The following is a 16,804-nucleotide window of genomic DNA, read 5'->3' as shown; positions in this document are numbered from 1 at the left end:
TCAAGCAAAGCGCGGGTTGTCGCCCTTGCCGGGGTAATCACCTTGTCAGTGTGTGGATTTGTTTCTTACCATGGCGGCCAATTTTTAGTGCCATTGACACAACCTAAGTACAGGCCAGGTCCAACTGGCCAAGCAAGCTGATGGGAGAGGACTGAATGAGCAATGACGGCGTCAACGCAGGCCGGCGCCGCTTCCTCGTAGCCGCGACATCCGTGGTCGGGGCAGCGGGGGCAGTGGGGGCTGCGGTACCGTTCGTGGGGTCATGGTTTCCCAGTGCCAAGGCGAAAGCCGCAGGTGCACCGGTGAAGGTCAACGTCGCCAAGGTCGAGGCAGGGCAGCAGATGGTGGCCGAGTGGCGTGGCCAGCCCGTATTCATCGTGCGGCGAACTGAGGAAATCCTTGGCAATCTGAAAAAAATCACGGCTGACCTGTCCGATCCCGAGTCCAAGGCCTCGGTACAGCCGGCGTACGTCGACCCTGAGGTTCGCTCGATCAAGCCGGAAATTCTCATTCTCGTCGGCCTGTGCACGCACCTGGGCTGTTCGCCCCTCTTTCGGCCGGAAGTGGCACCCGCTGACCTCGGGCCGAAATGGGTAGGTGGTTATTTCTGCCCGTGCCACGGCTCCCGCTATGACCTGGCTGGTCGTGTCTACAAGTCCCAGCCGGCGCCTCTCAACCTGCCCGTGCCACCGCACTCTTATGAGTCGGACGAGATCATCGTCATTGGCGTCGACCAGGAGAAAGCATGATGAGCAAGTTCATGGACTGGATTGATGCTCGCTTCCCCGCCACCAAGATGTGGGAAGACCACCTGAGCAAGTATTACGCACCCAAGAACTTCAACTTCCTGTACTTCTTTGGCTCGCTGGCATTGCTGGTGCTGGTCAACCAGATCGTGACCGGCGTGTGGCTGACCATGAGCTTCACGCCCTCGGCGGAAGAGGCGTTTGCCTCGGTCGAGTACATCATGCGTGACGTGGAATACGGCTGGATCCTGCGCTACCTGCACTCCACGGGTGCGTCAGCGTTCTTCATCGTGGTCTACCTGCACATGTTCCGCGGCCTGCTCTACGGCTCTTATCAGAAGCCGCGCGAGCTGGTCTGGCTGTTCGGTATGCTGATCTATCTGGCGCTGATGGCTGAAGCGTTCATGGGCTACCTGCTGCCATGGGGGCAAATGTCGTACTGGGGCGCCCAGGTGATCATTTCGCTGTTCGGTGCCATTCCGGTGATCGGTGGTGACCTTACTCAGTGGATCCGCGGTGACTACCTGATCTCGGGTATTACCCTGAACCGCTTCTTCGCCCTGCACGTGGTTGCCCTGCCAATCGTGATTCTTGGCCTGGTGGTGCTGCACATCCTCGCCCTGCACGAAGTGGGTTCGAACAACCCTGATGGTGTCGACATCAAGAAGAAAAAGGACGAAAACGGTATTCCGCTGGATGGCATTCCGTTCCACCCGTACTACACCGTCAAGGACATTGTCGGCGTGGTGGTTTTCCTCTTCGTGTTCTGCGCCGTGGTGTTCTTCTTCCCTGAAATGGGCGGTTACTTCCTGGAGAAACCGAACTTCGAGCAGGCCAACGCTTTCAAGACGCCAGCGCACATCGCGCCGGTGTGGTACTTCACACCGTTCTACGCAATCCTGCGCGCGGTGCCTGACAAGTTGATGGGCGTCATTGCCATGGGTGCGGCCATCGCCGTGCTGTTCGTGCTGCCCTGGCTCGACCGCAGCCCGGTACGTTCCATGCGTTACAAGGGTTGGATCAGCAAGGCCTTCCTGCTGGTGTTCTGCGTGGCCTTCGTCATCCTCGGTGTGCTGGGCGTACTGGCACCGACACCTGGGCGTACCTTGTTGTCGCAGGTGTGCACGGTGCTGTACTTCGCCTACTTCCTGCTGATGCCGTTCTATACAAGGCTCGAGAAGACCAAACCGGTTCCGGAAAGGGTGACTGGCTGATGAAAAAGTTGATTGCAGTATTGTTGCTGGCAGTGATGCCTGCCTTTTCCTTCGCTGCCGAAGAGGGCATGGAGCTGGACAAGGTCGATATCGACCTGACTGACAAAGCCGCCATGCAGGACGGTGCGCGCACCTTCGCCAACTATTGCATGGGTTGCCACAGTGCCAAGTTCCAGCGTTACGAGCGGGTGGCTGATGACCTGGGCATCCCGCATGAACTGATGCTCGAGAAGCTGGTGTTCACGGGTGCCAAGATTGGTGACCACATGCAGATCGGCATGAAGCCCAGCGATGCCAAGACCTGGTTCGGTGCCGCGCCGCCCGACCTGACCCTGGTGGCCCGCGTACGCGGTACCGACTGGCTTTACACCTACCTGCGCAGCTTCTATGAGGATCCATCGCGCCCTTACGGGGTGAACAACAAGGTGTTCCCGAACGTCGGCATGCCTAACGTGCTGGTTGGTCTGCAAGGCAATCAGGTGGTAGGTTGCAAGCAGGTGCAGACTGTGGTCGATGGCAAGAAGCAATTCGACCCGTTGACCGGCAGCCCGTTGACCCATGAAGCTTGCGATCAGCTGACCATTACGCCGAATTCCGGTACCCTGACGACCGAGCAGTTCGACGAGAAGGTCAAGAACCTTGTGACCTTCCTGGCCTATTCGGCCAACCCAGTCAAGCTGGAAAGCCAGCGCATCGGTACCTATGTGCTGCTGTACCTGGCTTTCTTCTTCGTATTCGCCTACTTGCTCAAGCGTGAATACTGGAAGGACGTGCACTGATCACGCAGTAGTTTCTGGTTGTTGAACGCGCCCGGGGTGGCCTAGCAGTATTGCCAGGCCACCCCGGGCGCGTTTTCATTTAAAGTTGCACAAGCATCCGTGCGAGGAGCCGCTACATGGGCGCAACCAACAGGTTAGCCTGCTATTCCGATCCCGCTGATCACTATTCTCATCGGGTGCGCCTGGTTCTGGCCGAGAAGGGCGTCAGCGTGCAGTTTATCGATGTCGATCCCGCCCGCCTGCCGCCGAAGCTGGCCGAGGTCAATCCTTACGGCAGCGTGCCGACCTTGGTCGACCGTGACCTGGCGTTGTATGAATCGACCGTGGTAATGGAATACCTTGAGGAACGTTACCCGCACCCGCCGCTGATGCCGGTATACCCGGTTGCGCGTGGCAACAGCCGTCTGCTGATGCACCGCATCCAGCGCGACTGGTGTGCCTTGGCTGATACCGTGCTTGACCCGCGTAGCAGTGAAGCTGCCCGAACCGAGGCGCGCAAGGCCTTGCGCGAAAGCCTGACCGGGGTCTCGCCGTTGTTCAGCGAGTTCGCCTGCTTCATGAGTGATGAGCAAAGCCTGGTCGATTGCTGTCTATTACCCATACTCTGGCGTTTGCCGGTGTTGGGTATCGAGTTGCCGCGGCAAGCCAAGCCGCTGCTGGATTACATGGAGCGCCAGTTCGCCCGCGAGCCTTTCCAGGCGAGCCTGTCCTCCGTAGAACGTGAAATGCGCAAGCTTTAAGGAGCCGTTGATGAACTCCAGTCGCCCCTATCTGGTTCGAGCACTGTACGAGTGGATCGTCGACAACGATTGCACACCCCATATGCTGGTCAATGCCGAATTCCCGAAAGTTCAGGTGCCGGATGGTTTCGCCAGTGATGGCCAGATCGTCTTGAATATCTCGCCAAGTGCCGTGCGCAGCCTGCACATGGACAATGACGCGGTCAGCTTTGAGGGGCGCTTCAGTGGCGTGGCTCACTCGCTGTTCGTGCCGGTTGGTGCCATCCTGGGTATCTACGCCCGCGAAAATGGCCAGGGTATGGTCTTCGAGCTGGAGCCGTCTTCGATGGATGGCGACGAGCTGGAAGACGATGATGTGCAGCCGGATGACGATGGCCCGCCAGACGATGGAGGGCAGCCGCCGCGTCCGAGTGGTCGGCCAAGCCTGAAAGTGGTCAAGTAACAAAAAAGGCGATCCAGAAGGATCGCCTTTTTGCTGGCAGTGAGTTTTCTGGCGCCTGTGAGCCCGGGCGTCGCCCGCGTGGCGCATCGCGCGCAGCCGCCTTGGTAGCAGGACGCAATATCGAGTCATGCGCCAAGGCGTTCGCGTGCAGATCCCACAGGGTTAATTGGCCCGAAACAAACGTAGGAGCGAGCGCCAGCTCGCGATGCGCCGCGCGGGCGGCGCCCGCTCTCACAGGCGCTATAAATCTCAACGCAGACCAATCAGTCGATGTACTCAAACAGCTTGACGATCTTCTGCACCCCCGACACGCCCTGCACTACGGCAGTGGCCGAGTTGGCTTCTTGGCGGGTGACCAGGCCAAGCAGGTAGACGATGCCGTTTTCGGTAATCACCTTGATGCGCGAGCTGGGCACGGCACTGTCAGTCAGCATCTGGGTCTTGATCTTGGTAGTCAGCCAGGCGTCGTTGTTGCGCGCCAGAATGGAGGAAGGCTGCATCACTTGCAGCTCGTTGTGCACTCTCTTGACTCGCTGTACCTGGCTGGCGGTTTGCTCAGCGAGGCTCTTGAGGTCGGCGCGCGGGGTCTGGCCGGCCAGCAGGACGATGCCGTTGTAGCTGCTGACAACGATGTGCGAGCCCTTGTCCAGGTCTGGGCTGGCCTTGGAAATGTTCACGGCGGCCTTGGTTTCGATCAGCGAGTCGTCGATCTTGCTGCCAATGGTGCGCGTGCCGCGATCGTCCTCGATCGGCGAATTGCGGGTAGAGGTGAGTACCGAGCTGCAACCAGTGACGCTCAGGCACAGGGTCAGGGCCATCAGGCCGAGGCGCATAGGGGTCATTCTTCACTCCCGAACAGTTGGCTGTCGATCAGATCGCAAAGGCAGTGGATCGCCAGCAGGTGGACTTCCTGGATGCGCGCAGTAACTGTCGAAGGCACGCGGATTTCCACGTCCTCGGGCAGCAGCAGCGAAGCCATGCCGCCGCCGTCGCGACCAGTCAATGCTACGACAATCATTTCACGGTCATGCGCGGCCTGGATCGCCTGGATCACGTTGGCCGAATTGCCGCTGGTGGAGATCGCCAGCAGAACGTCACCGGGCTGGCCCAGGGCGCGGATCTGCTTGGAAAAGACTTCGTTGTAGCTGTAGTCGTTGGCGATCGAGGTCAGGGTCGAGCTGTCAGTGGTCAGCGCGATGGCTGGCAGGCTGGGACGCTCGCGCTCGAAGCGGTTGAGCAGCTCCGATGAAAAGTGCTGGGCATCGCCGGCCGAGCCGCCGTTGCCGCAGGCGAGCATCTTGCCCTCGTTGAGCAGCGCATTGACCATGACCAGGCTGGCCTGCTCGATGTGCGGTGCCAGGATGTCCATTGCCTGTTGCTTGGTTTCGATGCTGGCCTCGAACAGCCGGCGAATTCGGGATTGCATGTCCATCTGGTGACCTTAAATGGGGCGGTGGCCTTTGCTACGCGCAACTACGACCAGCCCGCGATACATAGAGCAAAAAAAACGAAGTGGGTTCAGCATTCGAAGGCGTTTTTCAGCCATTGAAGCGGTCTGCCTGCATGGTGGCTGCCCTGCAGGGCGACTACGTCGAAGCGGCAGGGGTGGTTGCCCCAGTGGGGCTCCTTCTGCAGGAACAGGCTGGCGGCGAGCACCAACCGTTTCTGCTTGCGCCAGTCGATACTGTCGAGGGCGCCTCCGAAGCCCGCGTGCAACCGGTAGCGGACTTCGACGAATACTACTGTATCGGCGTCGAGCATGACCAGATCAAGCTCGCCGCCTTTGCATCGCCAGTTACGCACCAGCAACTGCAGCCCTTGCCCCTGAAGGTACTCAAGGGCTTGGGTTTCTGCCGCTTGCCCGGCACGGGTAGGCGATGCTGCGACCATCAACGCACGGTGTCAGGCAGGCGCTTGACCTGGCCGCCGGTAAACTCGGCCCATGGCAACTGGCGCTCGACGCGCTGGTTGGCATTGATGCTCAGGCTGCCCGAAAGCCCCAGGATGCGGTTGTCCGGAAGCGCTTTCAGTTGGCCAAGGCGCGGCGCCAGGCTGTAGGCATCGACGCCCATGGCGTACAGGCGGCCGAGGCTGCCAGCGGCTTGCGGCCACTGCTGTACAACCTGTTGACGCAGACTGTTGCTGGTGTCGAGCAGCCACGGTGTTTCGCAGAAGCGGATGCCGTTCATGTCATTGTACTGGTTGACGTCACCGCTGGCGCTGTACAGGTTCGAGGTGGCATAGACCGGCACGTCACCGGCGTACTGGAAGTTCAGGGTCGGCTTGATCTGCTGCGCCTGTTGCGGGGTCGAGGCGAGGAAGATGAAGTCGATGTCCTGGCGGCGCGACGGTTGTGCCGCGATGCTGCCGCCCACCGTGCTTTGCAGGCTCTTGGCGCGGCCTTCGCTTTGGCGCAACTGGAACAGGTCGGCAATCTGTTGGGCCAGGGCGACCGGCTGAGCGATACGCTCGGCGGCGAGCAGGGTTCCGCCATTGCCTTCCCAGTCCTGGCGGAAGGCGGCCAGGACACGGTCACCCCATTCGCCGCTCGGTACCAGGGCTACGGCGCGGACCATGCCGTCGGCGCGGGCGCGGCGGGAGACTTCACGGGCTTCGTCTTCGGCAGCCAGGCCGAACTGGAACAGTTGCGGCGGGGCCTTCTGGCCGGCGTCGGCGTAGTTCAGGGCCAGTGTGGTGATCGGCAGTTGCGGTTTGGCGGCCAGCTGCTTGACCAGCGGCTTTTCCAGCGGGCCAATGACCAGTTGCACGCCGGCGGCCTGCGCTTGGCGATAGAACTCGTCCAGCGAGCCGATGCGCGAGCTGTCGAATACCTGCACGGCAGGTGCCGGCTGGCCGGTCTGCTGAGCTTGGAAGTGGGCGGCCATGAAGCCATCGCGCAGGGCGCGGGCAACGCCGGCCAGTGGGCCTTCCTGAGGCAGCAGCAGGGCGATCTTGGTCAGCGGCTGGCTGGCCAGTTCCTTGAGCTTGATCAGGGCCTGCGGCAGTTGCTGAGCGGCAGGGTGGTCCGGATGCTGTTTGACCCAGGTCTCGATGGCCGCTTGCTGCTGCTCCAGGGTGCCGGCGCTTTTCACGGCGAACGCCAGGCTGGTCCAGCCTGCCAGGGCCTGATCGTTGGTCGGTTGCTGCAGTTGCTCTGCAGGCAGCGAGGCGATCAGGGCCCAGATGGCGTCATTGTTGGCGCTGGCGGCCTGGCCGCTGAGCAGTGGCGCCAGCAGTATGCGCTGTTGTGCGGCAGCCAGGGCCTGGCCATCGGCTTCGAGCGCGGCGGCGTGCACGGTGTAGGTACGCGCTTGCAGCTCTGGCGGCAGCTCGGCAAGGCGCTGCAGGCTGGGGTGGGCCAGGGCGGTCAGCGCTGCTTTGGGCTGGTTGCGGCTCATGGCCAGTTCAGCCGCTAGGGTGCTGGCGAACACTTGCTGGGCCGGCTTGAGCGTGTCCAGCGGGACCTGCTCGAGAATGCGTGCGGCGCGTGGGAAGTCCTTCTGCTTGAAGGCCAGGTCGGCCGCGCTCAGGCGCAGCAGGGCGGCGTCTTCTGCAGACTTGCTGGAGGCGGCCTTTTCAAGCAGTTGCTCGATGCTGGCGTCCGGGGTGCGTGGCAGTTCGCCCAGGCTGGATGAGGGCGAGCTGGCGCAGGCTGCCAGCAGGGCGGCGAGGCAGAGGGCTGTGAGCAGCCGCAGGCAAGCGATCATGTAAAGGTCCTGTTACTCGATCAAGTTGGCCGACAATTGTACCCAAGCACTGGCCGGGGCGCGATGTTGCTGTGTCGATCCTTCACTATAGGTGGCTTGTTCCTGATCGCCGGCGAAGTTCTTTACGCCCTGTTGCAGGCGCTCGGGCTACAATGGCGCCTTTGATCCGAATGACAGGTGTGCGCAGTGACTGATGTGGCAGGGGCTTCGAAATCCACGGTGGGGACGCTTTATGTGGTGGCAACCCCCATCGGCAACCTCGACGACATGAGCGCCCGGGCGCTGAAAGTGCTGGCGGACGTGGCCCTGATCGCCGCCGAAGACACCCGTCATTCGATCCGCCTGCTGCAACACTTTGGCATCGACACGCCGTTGGCCGCTTGTCATGAGCACAACGAGCGCGACGAAGGCGGGCGTTTTCTCTCCAAACTGCTGGCGGGTGAAAATGTGGCATTGGTCTCCGATGCCGGCACACCTCTGATTTCCGACCCAGGCTACCACCTGGTGCGTCAGGCGCGTGCCGCAGGGGTGAGCGTGGTGCCGGTGCCTGGCGCCTGTGCCTTGATCGCCGCACTATCGGCGGCAGGCCTGCCGTCGGACCGCTTCATCTTCGAAGGCTTCCTGCCGGCCAAGCAGGCAGGGCGCCGGGCGCGCCTGGAGCAAGTGAGGGAAGAGCCGCGCACGTTGATCTTCTATGAAGCCCCGCATCGAATCCTGGAGTGTCTTGAAGACATGGAGGCGGTATTTGGTGGCGATCGCCCGGCGTTGCTGGCGCGCGAACTGACCAAGACCTTCGAGACCCTCAAGGGCTTGCCGCTGGCTGAGTTGCGGGCTTTCGTAGCTGGCGACAGCAACCAGCAGCGCGGTGAATGCGTGGTGCTGGTCGGCGGTTGGAGCGCGCCGGAGGGCGAGCAGGCCATCAGTGCCGAAGCTCAGCGAGTGCTCGACCTGCTATTGGCGGAGTTGCCACTGAAGCGGGCCGCGGCGCTTGCAGCGGAAATTACCGGGGTGCGCAAGAACCTGTTGTATCAACTTGCCCTGGAAAAGCAGAAAGCTGAGTAGTGGCAGTTTGACATAGATGTCGGTATCGCTTGTTCTTGCGCGCGCGTGCCGGTAACCTTGGCGGCGGAGAGTCGATCGGACAGTCGCTGCCTGTTTTTGTTCCGCAACTTTTTGTTGTGTGAGCAGCAGGGGGAGGAAAGTCCGGGCTCCATAGGGCAGAGTGCCAGGTAACGCCTGGGAGGCGTGAGCCTACGGAAAGTGCCACAGAAAATAACCGCCTAAGCACTTCGGTGCCGGTAAGGGTGAAAAGGTGCGGTAAGAGCGCACCGCACGGCTGGCAACAGTTCGTGGCTAGGTAAACCCCACTCGGAGCAAGACCAAATAGGGTTCCATCAGGCGTGGCCCGCGTCGGAACCGGGTAGGTTGCTAGAGGCGTCCAGTGATGGCCGTCGTAGAGGAATGACTGTCCTCGACAAAACCCGGCTTACAGATCGACTCTCCACCTTTCTTCCCCTGCTTGAATCGATAGCAGAACCCCTCTGGTAATACCGAAAAAATCTTACTCTTAATAAATTACTTTAACTTCGAACTCCATTTGCTTGCGTGGGTTTGATTTTTCTCGTGTTTTTTTCTCTCTGGCAGTCCTTCCACATTCTGTTGTTGCGCTAAATCTCGGTCCTGTAAGGCTTTTCCTTATGAACGTGCCTTGACGGTGCTGCGGGCGGATTCCTATAGTGTGCGCAAGTGGCAGAAAGTGGGATGAAGTGGGTTTTCTGGCACAAAAAAGCTAACATTGTGGGGAATCACAGCCGTGTTCCGCGGAGCCAACGCCGTCAGCCTCGATGCCAAGGGCCGTCTCGCCATGCCGAGCCGGTACCGTGACGAGCTCGACTCACGTTGCAATGGCCAACTGATCGTGACCATTGACGCCGTAGACCCCTGCTTGTGTGTTTATCCCCTCGATGAGTGGGAACAGATAGAAGCCAAGTTGCGTGCCTTGCCATCGTTGCGTGAGGAAAACCGCCGCCTGCAGCGTTTGCTGATCGGTAATGCGGTTGACCTGGAGCTCGATGGCAGCGGGCGTTTCCTGGTGCCGCCCCGCCTGCGTGAGTACGCCAAGCTCGACAAGAAGGCGATGCTGGTGGGGCAACTGAACAAATTCCAGCTGTGGGATGAAGATGCCTGGAACGTGGTTTCGGCAGCCGACCTTGCAGCTATTCAACAACCGGGCGCCATGCCCGACGAATTGCGTGACCTGATCCTGTGACCATAGATAGCGGCTTCAACCACATTACCGTCCTGCTCGACGAAGCTGTCGAGGCATTGGCCCTGCGCCCCGACGGTTGCTATCTGGACGGCACTTTCGGCCGTGGCGGACACAGTCGTCTGATCCTCAGCAAGCTCGGGCCGCAAGGGCGGCTCTTGGGCTTCGACAAAGATCCACAGGCGATTGCCACGGGGCAAGCGCTGGCGGCCGAAGACGGCCGCTTTGTCATTGTGCAGCGCAGTTTTGCCGAACTGGGCACGGAAGTGGCAGCGCGCGGCCTGCACGGCAAGGTCAGTGGTGTATTGCTGGACCTGGGCGTGTCCTCCCCGCAGCTGGATGACCCAGAGCGTGGCTTCAGCTTCCTCAATGATGGCCCGCTGGACATGCGCATGAACCCGGACCAAGGCATCAGTGCCGCCGAGTTCATCGCCACTGCGCCTGTGGAAGAAATCGCCCGGGTCTTCAAGGAGTACGGTGAGGAACGCTTTGCCGGGCGCATGGCGCGTGCAGTGGTCGAGCGCCGCGAAAAACAGCCCTTCACCCGTACCGCCGACCTGGCGGAGGTGCTCAAAGTGGCCAACCCGGCCTGGGAAAAGGGCAAGAATCCGGCTACCCGTGCCTTCCAGGGCCTTCGTATTCACGTCAACAACGAGCTGGGTGATCTGGAGGCTGGCCTTGAGGCTGCGCTGGATGCGCTCGAAGTCGGTGGTCGCTTGGCGGTCATCAGTTTCCACTCGCTGGAAGATCGTATCGTCAAGCTGTTCATGCGCAAGCTGGTGAAGGGGGAGGCCGACAACCTGCCGCGGAACCTGCCGGTTCAGCACAAGGTCTTCGAGCCGAAAATCAAGCTCATCGGCAAGGCCCAGTTCGCTTCCGAGGCCGAGCTCAAGGCCAACCCACGCTCGCGTAGCGCCGTAATGCGCGTGGCGGAGAAGCTGCGGTGAGCAGGCTATTTGCCAAACCCTTGCCAGGCGGAAGCTTCCTGATGCTTCTGCTGTTCATCAGCGTACTGGTTTCGGCCATTGCCGTGTCCTACAGTGCGCACTGGAACCGTCAGCTGCTCAACACCCTGTACGGTGAATTGAACGAGCGCGACAAGGCTCAGGCCGAATGGGGCCGGTTGATTCTTGAGCAGAGTACCTGGACCGCTGCCAGTCGCATCGAGAGCCTGGCCTCCGAGCAATTGAACATGCGCGTGCCGTCAGCTGACGAAGTCCGGATGGTGGCGCCATGATGAAGCTCGAAGGCGCACTCTACCCGTGGCGCTTCCGTGTAGTGATCGGCTTGCTGGCGATCATGGTCGGTGCCATTTGCTGGCGCATCATCGACCTGCAGGTAGTTGACCGTGACTTCCTCAAGGGCCAGGGCGATGCGCGCAGCCTGCGTCACATCCCCATCCCGGCGCACCGCGGTTTGATTACTGACCGCAACGGTGAGCCATTGGCCGTGAGCACCCCGGTCACCACCTTGTGGGCCAACCCCAAAGAGATGCAGGCCTCCAAGGAGCGTTGGCCGCAATTGGCCGCAGCGCTGGGGCAAAACCCGCAGCAGTTGACCGAGCGCCTGACCCAGCAGGCCAACAAAGAGTTCATCTACCTGGTCCGGGGTCTGACCCCCGAGCAAGGCCAGCACGTGCTCGACCTCAAAGTGCCGGGTGTGTATGGCCTGGAAGAATTCCGCCGCTTCTATCCGGCCGGTGATGTGACTGCGCATATGGTCGGCTTTACCGACCTCGATGACCACGGTCGCGAAGGGGTGGAGCTGGCCTATGACGAGTGGCTGGCCGGTGTGCCCGGCAAGCGCCAGGTAATCAAGGACCGGCGCGGCCGGCTGATCAAGGACATTCAGGTAACCAAGAACGCCAAGGCCGGGAAGACCTTGGCGTTGTCCATAGACCTGCGCCTGCAGTACCTGGCTACCCGCGAGCTGCGCAACGCCATTGCCGAGCAGGACGCCAAGGCCGGCAGTCTGGTGATCATGGACGTCAAGACCGGTGAGGTCCTGGCCATGGTCAACCAGCCGACCTACAACCCCAACAACCGCCGTAGCATGTTCCCGTCGGCCATGCGTAACCGGGCGATCATCGACGTGTTCGAGCCGGGCTCCACGGTCAAGCCGATCTCCATGAGTGCAGCGCTGCAGAGCGGCCGCTGGAAGCCGAGCGACAAGGTCGAGGTTTACCCTGGCAGCCTTCAGATCGGTCGTTACACCATCAGGGATGTGTCGCGCAGCGAGGGTCCGATTCTTGATTTGACCGGCATCCTGATCAACTCCAGTAACGTTGGCATGAGCAAGATCGCCTTCGACATCGGCGGCGAGGCCATCTACCGGGTCATGTCCCAGGTCGGCCTGGGCCAGTACACCGGCCTTGGCTTCCCGGGCGAGCGTGTCGGCAACCTGCCCAACCACCGTGAGTGGCGCAAGGCCGAGACCGCGACCCTGTCCTATGGCTACGGCGTATCGGTCACCGCCCTGCAGCTGGTGCATGCCTACGCGGCGCTGGCCAACGACGGCAAGATGGTGCCGCTGTCGATCATCAAGCTAGACAAGACACCAGAAGCGGTGCAGGCCATCCCGAAAGAAGTCGCCGAAACCGTTCAGGGCATGCTGCAGCAGGTGATCGAAGCCCCGCGCGGCGTCTTCCGTGCCCAGGTGCCGTTCTATCACGTGGCCGGCAAGTCCGGCACCGCGCGTAAGGCCACCGTGGGTGCCAAGGGGTACACCGAAAACGCCTACCGCTCGCTGTTCGCCGGCTTCGGGCCAATGAGTGACCCGCGCTACGCCATCGTCGTGGTCATCGACGAGCCGAGAAAGGGGGGGTACTTCGGTGGCCTGGTTTCGGCACCTGTATTCAGCAAGGTCATGTCCGGCACCCTGCGCCTGATGAACGTGCCGCCAGACAACCTGCCGCCACCTGCACCCGCGGTGCAATCGCAAGTCAATGCAGCAGCCGCCAAGGGAGGGCGTGGATGATGACAATGCCATTAAGCAAACTTTTCGCCCACGCCAGCCGTGATCCGTTGATTCGTGAGCTGACCCTGGACAGCCGCAGTGTGCGCCCGGGTGACTTGTTCCTGGCCGTACCGGGCGCCAAGGTCGATGGTCGCGAGCATATTGCCGACGCCCTGGCCCGTGGCGCTGCCGCCGTGGCCTATGAAGAGCAGGGTGCCAACGTGCTGCCGCTGACCGATGTGCCGCTGATTCCGGTCAAAGGGCTGATCGCTCAGTTGTCAGATATCGCCGGGCGCTTCTATGGTGAACCGAGCCGCCAGTTGAATCTGGTCGGCGTGACCGGCACCAACGGCAAGACAAGCGTTACCCAGCTGGTAGCCCAGGCGCTCGACCTGCTTGGCCAGCGCTGCGGCCTGATTGGCACCCTGGGTACTGGCTTCTTCGGCGAGTTGCAGAGCGGTCGCCTGACCACGCCCGACCCGATTGCCGTGCAATCAACCCTCAACGACCTCAAGAAAGGCGGCGCCAAGGCCGTGGCCATGGAAGTGTCTTCCCATGCCCTGGAGCAAGGCCGTGTTGCCGCACTGGAATTCGACATCGCGGTAATGACCAACCTGTCCCGCGACCACCTCGACTATCACGGCAGCATGGAAGCCTATGAGGCCGCCAAGGCCAAGCTGTTCGCCTGGCCGAGCCTGCGTTGCCAGGTGGTCAACCTGGATGACGCCTTTGGTCGTCGTCTGGCCGCCGACTTTGCGCGCCGCCCGAGTGTCGACCATATCGAAACCCGACTGCTGAGCTACAGCCTGGAACGCCCTGAGGCCTCGCTGTTCTGTCGCGAAGCCGTGTTCAGTGACGATGGCGTGCGCGCCACAATCGTCACTGCCCAAGGTGAGCGTATCTTGCGCAGTCAACTACTGGGCCGCTTCAACCTGAGCAACATGCTTGCCGCTGTGGCGACCCTGCTGGCGCTGGACTATGCGCTGGACGAGATCCTCAAGGTCACGCCGCAACTGCAGGGCCCGGTAGGTCGTATGCAGCGCCTGGGTGGCGGCGACAAACCGCTGGTGGTGGTCGACTACGCGCACACACCGGATGCACTTGAAAAAGTACTCGAGGCGCTGCGCCCGCACGCTCGTGGCAAGCTGTTGTGCCTGTTCGGCTGCGGCGGTGACCGTGATCGCGGCAAGCGCCCGCTGATGGCCGAAGTGGCCGAGCGCCTGGCTGACCGCGTACTGGTCACCGACGACAACCCGCGTACTGAAGACCCGTTGCGCATCTTCGATGATATCCGCCCCGGTTTCGCCAGGCCTGACGACGTCGAGTTCGTCGCCGGCCGTGGCGAAGCCATTGCGCACCTGATCGCCACTGCCGCTGCCAACGATGTGATCGTGCTGGCTGGTAAGGGGCACGAGGATTATCAGGAGATCAATGGCGAGCGCCATGATTTCTCCGATTTGACCGAAGCCGAAAAGGCACTTGCAGCCTGGGAGGCTCCACATGCTTAAGCCGCTGTCACTCAGCCAGCTGACCACTGCCCTGAATGGTCAACACATCGGTGCCGACGCCACGTTTACCGGTGTCAGCATCGATAGCCGCAGTGTCAGCGCCGGGCAACTGTTCGTCGCCCTGGCCGGCCCGCGTTTCGATGGCCATGACTACTTGGCAGACGTGAAAGCCAAAGGCGCAGTAGCTGCCCTGGTCGAGCGTGAAGTGGCCGGTGTCGACCTGCCGCAGTTGCTGGTCAAGGATTGCCGGGCAGCACTGGGTCAGCTCGGCGCCCTGAACCGCGCCGCTTTCGACAAGCCTGTAGTGGCCATTACCGGTTCCAGCGGCAAGACCACGGTCAAGGAAATGCTCGCCAGTATCCTGCGCACCCGTGGCCTGGTTCACGCCACCCGCGGCAACTTGAACAATGACCTCGGGGCGCCGCTGACACTGCTGGAGATCGCCCCGGAGCACAGCGCGGCAGTGATCGAGCTGGGCGCCTCGCGCATTGGCGAAATCCGCTACACCGTAGGCCTGACACAACCGCAGGTGGTCATCATCAATAACGCCGGTACTGCCCACGTTGGCGAGTTCGGCGGCCCGGACAAGATCGTCGAAGCCAAGGGCGAAATTCTCGAAGGCCTGGGCGAGGGCGGTATTGCCATCCTCAACCTGGACGACAAAGCTTTTGACATCTGGAAGGCGCGTGCCGGTACGCACAAAGTCGTCAGTTTCGCACGCAGCAACCCGAAGGCCGATTTCCACGCTTCAGACATTGGTCGCGATGCCCGCGGCTGCCCGTCGTTCACCCTGCATGGCGCCACGGAAACGGTAGCCGTACAACTCAATGTGCTGGGTGAACACAACGTCAGCAACGCCCTGGCCGCCGCCGCCGCTGCACATGCCGTTGGTCTGAGCCTGAGCGGCATTGCCGCAGGCCTGGCGGCCGTGCAACCGGTCAAGGGGCGCACCGTGGCGCAGATCGCGCCGAACGGGGTACGGGTTATCGACGACAGTTACAACGCAAATCCCACCTCTATGTGCGCAGCCATTGATATACTCGCCGGCTTTTCCGGGCGCACCGTTCTGGTGCTTGGGGATATCGGCGAATTGGGGCAATGGGCGGAAGAAGGCCACCGTCAGGTGGGTGACTACGCGCGTGGCAAGGTCGACGCCCTGTACGCAGTGGGTTCCAACATGACACATGCGGTCAAGGCGTTCGGCGCCAATGGCCGCCATTTCGCTACTCAAGCTGAGCTGATCGATGCGGTTAGCGCCGAGAATGCCAGTGACACCACTATCTTGATCAAGGGCTCGCGCAGCGCTGCGATGGAAAACGTCGTGGCGGCATTGTGCGGTGCCAGCGGGGAGAAACATTAATGCTGCTGCTGTTGGCCGAGTATCTGCAACAGTTCCACAAAGGCTTCGCGGTCTTTCAGTACCTGTCCCTGCGCGGGATTCTTGGTGTACTGACCGCGTTGTCCCTGGCGCTGTGGCTGGGCCCCTGGATGATCCGTACCCTGCAAATTCGCCAGATCGGCCAGGCCGTGCGTAACGACGGCCCGCAATCGCACCTGTCCAAGTCCGGTACCCCGACCATGGGCGGTGCGCTGATTCTGTCGGCCATTGCCATCAGCACCTTGCTGTGGGCCGACCTGAGCAACCGCTATGTATGGGTTGTGCTGATCGTCACCCTGGCGTTCGGTGCCATTGGCTGGGTCGATGACTACCGCAAGGTGATCGAAAAGAACTCCCGTGGTCTTCCGAGCCGCTGGAAGTACTTCTGGCAGTCGGTGTTCGGCCTGGCGGCGGCGGTGTTCCTGTACAAGACCGCGCCAACCAGCGTCGAGACCACGCTGATCCTGCCGTTCATCAAGGATGTCACCATTCCGCTGGGCGTTGGCTTCGTCGTACTGACCTACTTCGTCATTGTCGGTTCGAGCAACGCGGTCAACCTCACTGATGGCCTCGACGGCCTGGCAATCATGCCGACGGTGATGGTCGGCGGCGCGCTGGGCATCTTCTGCTACCTGTCGGGTAACGTGAAGTTCGCCGAGTACCTGCTGATCCCCTACGTGCCGGGCTCGGGCGAGCTGATCGTGTTCTGCGGCGCGCTGATCGGTGCCGGCCTGGGCTTCCTGTGGTTCAACACTTACCCGGCGCAAGTGTTCATGGGTGACGTCGGCGCGCTGGCGCTGGGCGCCGCGCTGGGCACCATTGCCGTCATCGTGCGCCAGGAAATCGTGCTGTTCATCATGGGCGGCATCTTCGTGGTGGAAACCCTGTCGGTGGTGATACAGGTCGCCTCCTTCAAGCTGACCGGCAAGCGCGTGTTCCGCATGGCGCCGATCCACCACCACTTTGAACTCAAGGGCTGGCCAGAGCCTCGGGTGATCGTCCGATTCTGGATCATCACTGTAATCCTGGTGTTGATTGGCCTTGCAACCCTGAAATTGAGGTAGATGAG

General features: G+C 61.5%; 17 protein-coding genes and 1 other RNA gene. 14 read left to right on the top strand and 4 right to left on the bottom strand.

The features are described 5' to 3' along the window. The first annotated feature begins 155 nt into the window (after positions 1 to 155). The 5 genes from petA (at position 156) to GST84_21605 (ending at position 3,921) form a co-directional block, all read left to right on the top strand. The gene (gene petA, locus GST84_21625; GenBank protein ID XGB14797.1) at positions 156 to 749 is read left to right on the top strand and encodes a ubiquinol-cytochrome c reductase iron-sulfur subunit; all 594 of its coding nucleotides are present in this window, start codon (positions 156 to 158) and stop codon (positions 747 to 749) included. Then, complete coding sequence (locus tag GST84_21620) at positions 749 to 1,960, top strand: cytochrome b (GenBank protein ID XGB15817.1); 1,212 nt, start codon at positions 749 to 751, stop codon at positions 1,958 to 1,960. The genes petA and GST84_21620 overlap by 1 nt, the downstream gene beginning before the upstream one ends. Further along, positions 1,960 to 2,739, top strand: a complete 780-nt coding sequence (locus tag GST84_21615) for a cytochrome c1 (GenBank protein ID XGB14796.1) — start codon at positions 1,960 to 1,962, stop codon at positions 2,737 to 2,739. Before GST84_21620 ends, GST84_21615 begins: the two co-directional genes overlap by 1 nt. A gap of 116 nt (positions 2,740 to 2,855) precedes the next feature. Then, positions 2,856 to 3,479, top strand: coding sequence for a stringent starvation protein A (locus tag GST84_21610; GenBank protein ID XGB14795.1), 624 nt, complete (start codon positions 2,856 to 2,858; stop codon positions 3,477 to 3,479). Between the two features lie 10 nt (positions 3,480 to 3,489). Further along, positions 3,490 to 3,921 (top strand): ClpXP protease specificity-enhancing factor, encoded by a 432-nt coding sequence (locus tag GST84_21605; protein XGB14794.1) that lies wholly within the window; start codon positions 3,490 to 3,492, stop codon positions 3,919 to 3,921. A 263-nt stretch (positions 3,922 to 4,184) separates the two neighbouring features. Here the strand turns inward: GST84_21605 and GST84_21600 are convergent, their stop codons facing one another. The 4 genes from GST84_21600 to GST84_21585 form a co-directional block, all read right to left on the bottom strand. After that, positions 4,185 to 4,763: a BON domain-containing protein gene (locus GST84_21600; GenBank protein ID XGB14793.1), complete on the bottom strand. Its 579-nt coding sequence runs from the start codon at positions 4,761 to 4,763 to the stop codon at positions 4,185 to 4,187. Next, positions 4,760 to 5,353, bottom strand: a complete 594-nt coding sequence (locus GST84_21595) for a phosphoheptose isomerase (GenBank protein XGB14792.1) — start codon at positions 5,351 to 5,353, stop codon at positions 4,760 to 4,762. Before GST84_21595 ends, GST84_21600 begins: the two co-directional genes overlap by 4 nt. Positions 5,354 to 5,439: 86 nt before the next feature. Then, entirely contained in the window at positions 5,440 to 5,811 is a 372-nt protein-coding gene (locus tag GST84_21590) for a YraN family protein (protein ID XGB14791.1), read from the bottom strand. Beyond that, positions 5,811 to 7,628, bottom strand: a complete 1,818-nt coding sequence (locus tag GST84_21585; GenBank protein ID XGB14790.1) for a penicillin-binding protein activator — start codon at positions 7,626 to 7,628, stop codon at positions 5,811 to 5,813. The genes GST84_21590 and GST84_21585 overlap by 1 nt, the downstream gene beginning before the upstream one ends. A gap of 186 nt (positions 7,629 to 7,814) precedes the next feature. On the opposite strand from GST84_21585, the gene rsmI reads away from it, so the two are divergent. The 9 genes from rsmI to GST84_21540 all read left to right on the top strand — a co-directional run bounded on the left by rsmI (position 7,815) and on the right by GST84_21540 (position 16,799). Then, positions 7,815 to 8,690 carry a 16S rRNA (cytidine(1402)-2'-O)-methyltransferase gene (gene rsmI / locus GST84_21580; GenBank protein ID XGB14789.1) on the top strand — a complete coding sequence of 292 codons (876 nt, stop codon included), beginning with the start codon at positions 7,815 to 7,817 and terminating at the stop codon, positions 8,688 to 8,690. Between the two features lie 67 nt (positions 8,691 to 8,757). Further along, positions 8,758 to 9,133, top strand: an RNA gene (rnpB, locus tag GST84_21575) — RNase P RNA component class A. Positions 9,134 to 9,441: 308 nt separating this feature from the next. Continuing rightward, positions 9,442 to 9,897 (top strand): division/cell wall cluster transcriptional repressor MraZ, encoded by a 456-nt coding sequence (gene mraZ, locus GST84_21570; protein ID XGB14788.1) that lies wholly within the window; start codon positions 9,442 to 9,444, stop codon positions 9,895 to 9,897. Further along, positions 9,894 to 10,841, top strand: a complete 948-nt coding sequence (gene rsmH / locus GST84_21565; GenBank protein ID XGB14787.1) for a 16S rRNA (cytosine(1402)-N(4))-methyltransferase RsmH — start codon at positions 9,894 to 9,896, stop codon at positions 10,839 to 10,841. Before mraZ ends, rsmH begins: the two co-directional genes overlap by 4 nt. After that, a complete protein-coding gene (ftsL, locus tag GST84_21560; GenBank protein ID XGB14786.1) occupies positions 10,838 to 11,131 on the top strand; it encodes a cell division protein FtsL in 294 nt (97 codons plus the stop codon). The genes rsmH and ftsL overlap by 4 nt, the downstream gene beginning before the upstream one ends. After that, on the top strand, positions 11,128 to 12,870 hold the full coding sequence (locus tag GST84_21555) for a penicillin-binding protein 2 (protein XGB14785.1): 1,743 nt from the start codon (positions 11,128 to 11,130) through the stop codon (positions 12,868 to 12,870). The genes ftsL and GST84_21555 overlap by 4 nt, the downstream gene beginning before the upstream one ends. Continuing rightward, complete coding sequence (locus GST84_21550; GenBank protein ID XGB14784.1) at positions 12,870 to 14,357, top strand: UDP-N-acetylmuramoyl-L-alanyl-D-glutamate--2,6-diaminopimelate ligase; 1,488 nt, start codon at positions 12,870 to 12,872, stop codon at positions 14,355 to 14,357. The genes GST84_21555 and GST84_21550 overlap by 1 nt, the downstream gene beginning before the upstream one ends. Beyond that, positions 14,350 to 15,717 (top strand): UDP-N-acetylmuramoyl-tripeptide--D-alanyl-D-alanine ligase, encoded by a 1,368-nt coding sequence (gene murF / locus GST84_21545; protein ID XGB14783.1) that lies wholly within the window; start codon positions 14,350 to 14,352, stop codon positions 15,715 to 15,717. The genes GST84_21550 and murF overlap by 8 nt, the downstream gene beginning before the upstream one ends. Next, on the top strand, positions 15,717 to 16,799 hold the full coding sequence (locus GST84_21540) for a phospho-N-acetylmuramoyl-pentapeptide-transferase (protein ID XGB14782.1): 1,083 nt from the start codon (positions 15,717 to 15,719) through the stop codon (positions 16,797 to 16,799). The genes murF and GST84_21540 overlap by 1 nt, the downstream gene beginning before the upstream one ends. The last annotated feature ends 5 nt before the right edge of the window (positions 16,800 to 16,804 follow it).

The sequence above is a fragment of the Pseudomonas putida genome (assembly GCA_041879295.1).
Lineage (GTDB): Bacteria > Pseudomonadota > Gammaproteobacteria > Pseudomonadales > Pseudomonadaceae > Aquipseudomonas > Aquipseudomonas putida_Y.
Note: the sequence above shows the minus strand (reverse complement) of the source record. Positions and strands in the feature narration are given on the sequence as shown.

Excerpts from the sequence above, each read along its gene's own strand:
- GST84_21605 (XGB14794.1), top strand. The coding sequence starts at position 3,490 with ATGAACTCCAGTCGCCCCTATCTGGTTCGAGCACTGTACGAGTGGATC.
- murF (XGB14783.1), top strand. The coding sequence starts at position 14,350 with ATGCTTAAGCCGCTGTCACTCAGCCAGCTGACCACTGCCCTGAATGGT.
- GST84_21610 (XGB14795.1), top strand. The coding sequence starts at position 2,856 with ATGGGCGCAACCAACAGGTTAGCCTGCTATTCCGATCCCGCTGATCAC.
- GST84_21555 (XGB14785.1), top strand. The coding sequence starts at position 11,128 with ATGATGAAGCTCGAAGGCGCACTCTACCCGTGGCGCTTCCGTGTAGTG.
- petA (XGB14797.1), top strand. The coding sequence starts at position 156 with ATGAGCAATGACGGCGTCAACGCAGGCCGGCGCCGCTTCCTCGTAGCC.
- GST84_21615 (XGB14796.1), top strand. The coding sequence starts at position 1,960 with ATGAAAAAGTTGATTGCAGTATTGTTGCTGGCAGTGATGCCTGCCTTT.
- GST84_21595 (XGB14792.1), bottom strand. The coding sequence starts at position 5,353 with ATGGACATGCAATCCCGAATTCGCCGGCTGTTCGAGGCCAGCATCGAA.
- GST84_21620 (XGB15817.1), top strand. The coding sequence starts at position 749 with ATGAGCAAGTTCATGGACTGGATTGATGCTCGCTTCCCCGCCACCAAG.
- GST84_21585 (XGB14790.1), bottom strand. The coding sequence starts at position 7,628 with ATGATCGCTTGCCTGCGGCTGCTCACAGCCCTCTGCCTCGCCGCCCTG.
- GST84_21600 (XGB14793.1), bottom strand. The coding sequence starts at position 4,763 with ATGACCCCTATGCGCCTCGGCCTGATGGCCCTGACCCTGTGCCTGAGC.
- GST84_21550 (XGB14784.1), top strand. The coding sequence starts at position 12,870 with ATGACAATGCCATTAAGCAAACTTTTCGCCCACGCCAGCCGTGATCCG.
- GST84_21590 (XGB14791.1), bottom strand. The coding sequence starts at position 5,811 with ATGGTCGCAGCATCGCCTACCCGTGCCGGGCAAGCGGCAGAAACCCAA.
- GST84_21540 (XGB14782.1), top strand. The coding sequence starts at position 15,717 with ATGCTGCTGCTGTTGGCCGAGTATCTGCAACAGTTCCACAAAGGCTTC.